Consider the following 8184-nt stretch of genomic DNA (forward strand, 5'->3'; position numbering starts at 1 on the left):
TTGCTAGGGGGTGGGGGTCGGGCCGGTGCCGCCGGTGGCCCCGGGCGGGCTGCCGATCAGGTAGACCACCTGGCTGGCGTTCAGCTCCTGCCCCTCCTCCAGCTGCTCGAACTCCACGATGTTGACCTCCAGGCGGTCGCTCACGTCGTCGAGCTCCTTGCGCAGGTCCTTGAAGATCCCGAAGAGGTTGCCCATGGACTGGTCGATGCTTCCGGCGAGGCGGCCCGCGCTGGCGAGCTTGGACGAGTCTCCCAGGAGGGTGATGCCCGTGGTACCTCCCTCGGCGCCTCCGCTGTCGAACCGGGAGAAGTTGTGGTCGTGGTCGTCCAGCGCGGTGTCGAGCTTGCCGACGTACTCCTCCTGGAAGGAGCGCAGGCGCTCCACGTCGATCTTGGTGCCCTGGCCCTCCTGGGGGCCGTCTCCGTTGCCCCCGGAGCCCTCGCCGCCGCTGCCCTCCTCGTCGTCGTCCTCGTCGTCCTCGTCGTCATCCTCCTCATCGTCCTCTTCGTCGTCGTCCTCTTCGTCGTCGTTCTCCTCGTCGTCGTCTCCGCCCCCCTGGCCCTCCTCGTCGTCCTCGTCCCCGTCGCCCTGGCCTTCTTCGTCGTCCTCGTCGTCGTCTTCGTCGTCGTCCCCGTTGGTGCCCGGGCCGCCGCTCGGCTGGGGCACGGGCTCCGGAGCGGGTCCGTACAGGCCGTCACCCGAGATCGGGTCCGGGATGCTGTCCGGGTTGACGTCCGAGCCGCCGCCACCCCCGCCCCCGCCGCCGGACGAGTCGTCGCCCGGCTCCTCGATCACCTCGGGCACGAAGCTCTGCGTGGGGTCCAGCTCCGTGGTGCCGGGGCCGTCCCCGCCCTCCTGGCCCTCCTGGCCTTCTTGGCCTTCTTGGCCCTCCTGGCCGGTGAGCACCTCCCCGGGCACGCGCTGGCCCGCCTCCAGCGGGGGGTCGTCGGTGACGGGGGTGTCCGGCACGGAGCCGTACATGCCCTCGGTGTCGATGTGGTCGAGGGGGCCCTCGCCGTTGCCGCCGTCGCCGTTGCCGTCGCCGCTGCTCTCGTCGCCGGGACCGCCGTTGCCGTTGCCGCCGCTGCCTTCGTCGCCGTCGTCCTCGTCGCCGTTCCCGGTCGGGGTGCGCTCCGGGTTCGTCACGACCGGGGGGTCGTCGGTGACGGGCACGTCCGGCGCGGGGCCGTACATGCCGTCGGTGTCGATGTGGTCGAGGTCGCCGTCGCCGCCGTCCTCGTCGCCGCCGGGGCGGTCGCCGCCGGGGCGGTCGCCGTCCTCGCGGTCCTCCTCGTCCTCGCCGTGGCCGCCCCTGCCCACGGGGGCGCCCCCGCCGCCGGGGACCGAGCCGCCGGAGCCGCCGGAGTCCTGGCCCGGGCGGCCGTGCACGCCCTCGGGGCCGTCCTCGCCCCCGGACCCCTCCTCGTCGTCCTCGTCCCGGTCGCCGCCGGGGCGGTCCTCGTCGTCCTCGTCGCGGCCGGGACGGTCGCCGTGCCCGTGGTCGTCCTCGTCGCCGCCGGGCCGGTCGCCCTCACCGTCGCCGCCGGGGCGGTCGCCGTCCTCTTCCTCGTCGCCCTCTTCGTCGCCGCCGGGGCGGTCCCCGTCCTCGCCGTCCTCGTCGCCGTCCCCGTCCTCCTCGTCGGAGTCGGAGTCCTCGTCCTGCTCCACCGGCTCGATGGTGATCAGGCCGGTCTCGGGGTCGACCGAGACGGTCCCGTCCCCGGGGTCGACCGAGACCTCGCCCGTCTCACCGTCCATGACGATGCTCAGGTCGCCGATCTCGACGGTGACGTCCACGAACTCGCCCTTGACCGGGTTCACCTCAAGGGTGCCCGTCGCCGGGTCGATCACCATGCGCAGGCCGCCGGCCTCGACGGTGATGGGGGGCGAGTCGGCTCCCAGGGGGACGTTCTCGTCCGACGGCTCGATCTTCAGCGCGCCGTTCTCGCCGACCGTGATCCGCAGGTCCTCGGCGAGGATGACCGTCTCGCCCGTCTCGGGGTCGACGGTGACCACCGGGCCGGCGGCGTCGGCGGATTCCGCGCCGTCGGCGCCCTCGGTGTCCTCGTCGGCCGGGGCGCTGATCGGCACCGCCTCGATCCGCTCGCCGGCCGGCATGACCTCCGACGCCGGGATGCCCTCCATGACGGGCTCCAGGCGCGAGGCCTCCATCAGGGGCAGGCCCTCGGACAGCGGTTCCGCCTCCACGGCGGGCGTCGCCTCCACCAGCTCCGACTCCACCAGCTCCGACTCCGCCGGCGCGCGGACGGACACCACGTGGACCGGGTCCTCCAGCGGCGTGGACAGCGGCTCGGTGACCACGCCCTCGGTGGAGCCCTCCATGGAGGCCGGGACGCCCTGCTGCACCGGTTCGAGCCGCTGGGCCTCCACGGCCCGGCCGGCCAGGAGCGGCGAGCCCTCGGCCGTCGCGCCCAGCACGATGCCCCCGTCCCGCTGTCCCACCTCGGACGCGGACTCGGGGTCGATCACCACGCTCTGGTCCGTGGTGTCCACCTCGACCGTGCCCGACCTGTTGGTCATCATGAGCAGGCCGGTGGCCAGGTTCAGGGTGAGCGGCGCCCCTCCCGACCCGGCCCCCGTGGTGTTCTCCTGGGCGGACATCGCGGTGAAGAGTTGCGCCTGCTCCTCCTCGCCCTCGGCGGGAGGCTCCGGCTCGCCGGACAGGGCGGCGCGAAAGTCGTACAGCGATTCGGACACGTTCTCGGTCTCCTTGCCGCCCGTACGGGGGCGTCATCCGAATGAGGGGAGGGGTGCGGGCCGGACCCGCGGACGGACGGGCCCGGCCCCGGGGAGGCCGGGCGGGGCGGCACCGCCGCCCCGCCCGGACCGACACGGGTCGCGGTCGGGTCAGAGCAGGGAGGCCCAGTTCATGGCCTCGCGGCGGTCCGTGCCCGAGTAGTTGTTGCGGATCTCGTTCAGGGCGTTCTGGGCCTTGCCCAGCAGGGTGCGCATGTCCGCGACGTTCATGCGCCAGGACTTCACCTTCGCCTCGTAGTTCTCCTTGGTCTCACCTTCGAGGTCGGCGAGGAGCTTCTGCATCTTGGCGTCGAGCTCTTCGATCCGCCGTGCGACCTCTTCGGTCTGCTGGCCCAGACGCATGGTCGCGTCGTCGACCCGGCCGTAGCTGACGTCGAATCCGTTCATGGGTTCCGCCTTGCCGTCGTGAGGGGTTGCGTGGAGGGGGCCGTCCGCTCCCGCGCGCGATCGCGCGGGGGACGTTCCGCGGTCGCGGCGCCCGGGGGTCCGGGGCCGGTACCGGGGTCAGCCCGACTGGTTGGGGTTCAGGTCGTCGATCCAGCGGGAACCGGTCAGGATGGCCTGGTCCTCGGTGGCGTTCATGGCCTGCACCGTGCCGCCGAAGGTGCCGATCATCTGGTTCATGTCGTTGGTGATGAGCCGCAGCTCCTCCAGCCAGCCCACCAGCGCCTCGCTGTAGCGGTTGGAGGCCGCGCCCTGCCAGGAGCCGCGCAGTTCGTCACGCGTGTCGTCGACGTTCTGGTAGATGTTGTTACACGCCGTGTGCGCCTCCTGCATGGCCTCCTGGGCGAGCCGGTTGGCCTCATCTGTACTACGTGTTCTCTGCGACATGTGCATCTCCTCTGGTGTTGGACGCTAGGGGCAGGAGGTGCCCCCGCCTCGGGGGGAGGACGCCAAGGGGAGCGAGGCGGCCTCCTGGCTCAGCACGGGCCCGGTGGGCACCACCCGGAGCAGCGACGTCGGCAGCGGTACCGCCTCGTCCTCCGTGTAGCCCAGGGCCCTGAGGGCGTTGGTGTCCGCGACCGGGTACTTGGCCGCGGCGTCCGTCACCACGTAGTACGTGGGTGCGGCGTCGGTGCCCGCCACGGGCCGGGCGCGGACCAGGCCGCCCTGCCCGGCGGGGATGCCCACGAGGGAGGGCGTGGGGCACCCGGGCTCGACGAACGGGCGCTCCTGGACGGGCCAGGCCCGGATCCCGGTGGGGTCGTCCATGGTCATGGACATCGACCCGTCCGTCTCCCAGCGCAGGCAGGGGAAGCCGGGGCCCACGTCCAGCACGGCGGGCGGGACCGGCGGCAGCCCCTCGGCCGCGGCGGGGGTCGGCGGCCCCGGGGCCAGGTTGGTGTGCACCTCGGCCGCGGGCAGCGGGACCGGCTCGGGGGAGGCCCCGCCGTACGCCGGGCCGGACACCTCGGTGTCGCCGAGCACCAGCAGCGCCTGCGTGAGCGTCAGGGGGGCCAGGCCGTCCCGGGTGAGCAGGTAGTGCTGGTCCTCCTGGCCGGGCGCGGAGACCGCGAACACCTGCCCCACCGACCGGGTCGAACCGCCCAGTTCGCGGCCGTCCTCCCCGGCGCCGGGCACGTCCCGGGGGAGCAGGTCCGGGCCCTCGGGGACGGTGTTGAGGAACGCGGAGTCCACCGGCAGGGCGGCCGTCGTGCCGTAGCCGAGGGCCTGCACGCCGCCGGACTCCTCGTCCAGGCGCAGCCGCGTGCCCTGCCACAGCAGGTAGGCGGTGTCGTCCGGGCCGGCCACCAGCACCCCGTCGCGGGGGCCCACGAACCAGGGTTCCGGGGCCTCGCCGACCACCAGGGCGGTCCTGCCGCGCAGCGCGTCCTCCTCGCCGGTGGGCGCCACGGCGCACAGCCGCCAGGTGCCCTCCGTGCCGGCCTCGGGGAGGCCGTCGGGCGCTCCGGCGATCCCCACCGGCCCGCCCATGGTCTCGCCCTCCAGGGAGCGCTGGGCGACCAGGCTGGTGGTGGCGCCCTCGCCCAGGGCCAGGCGCGCGGACGCGAGGTTGGCGACGGGGCGCAGCATCCCGCCCGAGTACAGGTACGTCGCGCCGCCGTTGCGGTCGATGACGATCCGGCCCTCCTGGCGCCAGGAGTTCGCCCCGCCCGGGAAGATCAGGCCGAAGACCAGGAAGCCGACGCAGAGCAGCGCGCCCAGGCCCAGCCCCACGTAGGTGCCGTTGCGGGTGCGCCGCATGGGGGCGTCCACCGCGTCGGGGTCGGCCTCCAGCATCGCCGTCCCCAGGCGGCCCACGGTGAAGTTGTGGGCCATCACGCGGTCGCGTCGTGACTGCATGTCAGCCCCCGATCCCGCGGAGCAGGCCGAACACCCCGAACTGGGCCAGGACCAGCGGTATCAGGGCCACGCACAGGAGGAGCTGGATGATCTCCGCCGCCCGGCCCCAGTGCGGCAGGGCCCGGCGCCCGGGCAGGCTCCACGAGATCACCGCGAGGACCGTCGTGGCGCCGAACAGGCCCAGCACGGCCAGCAGGCGGCCCAGGGGCTCGGCGCCCCAGGCCAGGGCGATGGCGAGCACCGAGAGCGCGGCCCAGGGCGGGCCGACCATCAGCGCGCGCTGCCAGGCGCTGCCCAGGCCGCGCGACTGGAGCAGCATCACCAGGCACAGGATGAGCACGAGCGTCTTGGGCACCCAGCCCGGGGTCAGGGCCAGGACGGTCGCGCACACCGTGATCACGGCGCCGGTGGAGGCGTACAGGGCCGTCTGGAAGCGGTCGGCCAGGGCCGTGCGGTCCAGGACCCGGCGCGCCGGGAGGGGGTCGATCTCCTCCTGGAGCTGCTTGGGGTTGGACGGCAGCGCCGGGAGCTTCAGACCGGAGAGCCGGAAGGCCAGCTGCGGGGCGTAGGTGCCGGTGAACAGCGCCACGATCGCCACCAGGGCGGCGGCGTCCGCGACGGAGGTGTTCGGGAGGAACATGAGCAGCAGCCCGCCCACCACGCCCAGCACCTCGACGACGAACAGGGCGGTGAAGAACGGGATCGAGCCCGCCACCGCCGCGACGCCGAGCACGCTGGCGCCCGCCGCCGTCACCGAGGCCGTGAGGATGACCGCGCCCGTGAACAGGGTTCCCGGCTCCCCGGTGGGGATCAGCGCCCCCGCCAGCCCCATGGCCAGGGTGGCGCACCCGGCGAGGCCGGTGGACGCGGAGAGGTCGGCCATGGCGCGCGAGGCGGCCCAGGCCGAGAGCAGCATGAGGACCGCCGAGGCGGACGCGCCCAGCACGGTGAACAGGTTGCGGCCGCCGCCGGTGAGCACGCCCAGCCCGAGCAGCAGGACCACCAGGCCCAGGACCTGGAGCAGGACGCGCGTGTGCGCGGGCGACCAGCGGTCGGGGCGCTCGGACATCCCCGTGGCCACGCCGTCGACGATGTCGTCGAAGTGGACCGGGGGGAGTTGCTCCCGACGGGGTCGAAGGTAGAGGGTCTCCCCATGGCACAGGCCCAGGGACGCGAGGGTCTCGTCCTCGTCCAGGGGTTCGTCCCCCAGCTGCTGGAGGACCCACCCGTCGTGTTCGAGACCGCTCTCGTCCAGGTCCTCGCCATCGTCGCCCTCGGCGTACAGCACGAGGGTGGGGATGATTTCGGACAGGGGGACCTCGACCGGGGCCGCGATCTCGAACGCGCGCTGTGGTGCGCGGATCATGAGGCGGCAGGGGTCGACGGCAGAGGAATCGCTCATCCGGGGCCGTTCGACAGGGGGCTACACAACGACACAGACACTAACACTCAGATATCGGTTTCTGGTGTTGTGTTGGTTTAAGTATCCGAATTTGTGACCTTGTTTCTTAACGGTAGCTTTTCTCGTGGTCTGCCGCTCACCGTGCCGTGGTCTCCTCGTACCGGCACCCGCGAGCGAACCCGCCCGGCCCCAGCAAGGAGTCCCAGCCCAGTGAGCACCATCCGAGTACGGCGTCCACCGAGGCGTCCCGGCCCCGATCTGCCCTCGGGGGAGATCTCCCTCCAGGAGCCGCCGGAGCTGACCGAGCAGCAGTCCAGCATGTCCTCGGTCTTCATGTACATGCCGATGGCGTTCACTTCACTCGCCATGTTGATGATGTTCATCCGTCCTGGCAACATGGGCAACAGTGTGATGCCGTTCATCGCCGGCGGCATGATGCTGGCGGGCGCGGTCCTGATGCTCGGCGGCCAGTACCTGCGCGCGCTCCTGGAGCGGCGCCGCAAGCTCAACGACGACCGGCGCGACTACCTGCGCTACCTGCGGCAGATGCGCACCCGGCTGCGCCAGGTCGTCACCGAGCAGCGCGACGCCATGCTCTGGCGCGCCCCCCACCCCGACGCCCTGTGGTCCATCGTGCGCACCTCGCGCCTGTGGGAGCGCCGGGCCGACGACGAGGACTTCGGCGAGGTCCGGGTCGCGGTCGGCGAGCAGGCGCTCTCCATGAAGATCTCCCCGGTCTCCTCCAAGCCGGTGGAGGACCTCGAACCCCTCAGCGCGCACGCCCTGCGCCGCTTCATCCGCGCCTACGGCACGGTCGAGGACCAGCCCGTGCAGGTGTTCCTGCGCGGCTACGCCCGCGTGACGCTGCGCGGGGACCTGGCGGCCTCCCGGGGGCTCACCCGGGCCCTGCTGGGCCAGCTCGCCGTCTTCCACTCCCACGACGAGCTGCGCGTCGCCGTGTGCGCCTCCGCCGCCGCCATGCCGCACTGGTCCTGGGTGAAGTGGCTCCCGCACAACCAGCACCCCACGGTCCGCGACGGCGCCGGGCAGGCCCGCCTGCTCTTCACCGACGCGATCGAGCTCGAACAGCTCCTGGGCGAGGAGCTGTCCGACCGGCCCCGCTTCGACCCCACCGCCTCGCCGGGCCGGGAGGAGCCCTTCATCGTCGTGGTCGTGGACGGCGGGAGCATCCCGCCCGGCTCCCGGCTGCTCGGCGGCGGGTACCGCAACGCCGTGGTCGTGGACGTCGCCGACCCCATGCCGCCGGAGGACGACCCCTACACCCTGGCGCTGCGGGTGGAGCCCGACCGGCTGGTCATGCTGGGCAGCGACAACACCGGCCGCGACACCGAGGAGGACCTGGGCCGCCCGGACTCCCTCACCCGGGTCCGCGCCGGGGCCCTGGGCCGCCTGCTCTCCCCCTACCGGGCCAGCGGCATCGCGGCCGAGGTGACCGAGCCCCTCACGACCGACTTCGAGCTGACCACGCTGCTGGGGGTCCGCGACCTGCGGTCCCACGACCCGGAGCGGATGTGGGGCGAGCTGCACCCCAAGAACCGGCTGCGCGTGCCCATCGGCATGACCTCGGACGGGGCTCCCCTGGAGCTGGACCTCAAGGAGTCGGCGCTGGGCGGCATGGGCCCGCACGGCATGCTGATCGGCGCGACCGGCTCGGGCAAGAGCGAGCTGCTGCGCACCCT

6 protein-coding genes are annotated in these 8184 nt (G+C 73.2%); 1 reads left to right on the forward strand and 5 read right to left on the reverse strand.

Annotation, left to right across the window (positions count from 1 at the left end):
* Window positions 1–3 precede the first annotated feature (3 nt).
* From BUE45_RS32750 to eccD, 5 genes are all read right to left on the reverse strand, one after another.
* Complete coding sequence (locus BUE45_RS32750) at window positions 4–2718, reverse strand: hypothetical protein (RefSeq protein WP_073384172.1); 2715 nt, start codon at window positions 2716–2718, stop codon at window positions 4–6.
* Window positions 2719–2868: 150 nt separating this feature from the next.
* Window positions 2869–3165, reverse strand: a complete 297-nt coding sequence (locus BUE45_RS29325) for a WXG100 family type VII secretion target (protein ID WP_073384173.1) — start codon at window positions 3163–3165, stop codon at window positions 2869–2871.
* A gap of 117 nt (window positions 3166–3282) precedes the next feature.
* Window positions 3283–3609: a WXG100 family type VII secretion target gene (locus tag BUE45_RS29330; RefSeq protein WP_073384174.1), complete on the reverse strand. Its 327-nt coding sequence runs from the start codon at window positions 3607–3609 to the stop codon at window positions 3283–3285.
* Between the two features lie 24 nt (window positions 3610–3633).
* Window positions 3634–5082, reverse strand: a complete 1449-nt coding sequence (gene eccB / locus BUE45_RS29335; protein WP_073384175.1) for a type VII secretion protein EccB — start codon at window positions 5080–5082, stop codon at window positions 3634–3636.
* Window position 5083: 1 nt separating this feature from the next.
* Window positions 5084–6484 (reverse strand): type VII secretion integral membrane protein EccD, encoded by a 1401-nt coding sequence (eccD, locus tag BUE45_RS29340; RefSeq protein ID WP_073384176.1) that lies wholly within the window; start codon window positions 6482–6484, stop codon window positions 5084–5086.
* 210 nt (window positions 6485–6694) lie between these two features.
* On the opposite strand from eccD, the gene BUE45_RS29345 reads away from it, so the two are divergent.
* Window positions 6695–8184, forward strand: a 1490-nt coding sequence (locus BUE45_RS29345) for an FtsK/SpoIIIE domain-containing protein (protein WP_281256390.1), incomplete at its 3' end; no start/stop codon positions are given.

Source organism: Nocardiopsis flavescens (assembly GCF_900141985.1).
GTDB lineage: Bacteria > Actinomycetota > Actinomycetes > Streptosporangiales > Streptosporangiaceae > Nocardiopsis > Nocardiopsis flavescens.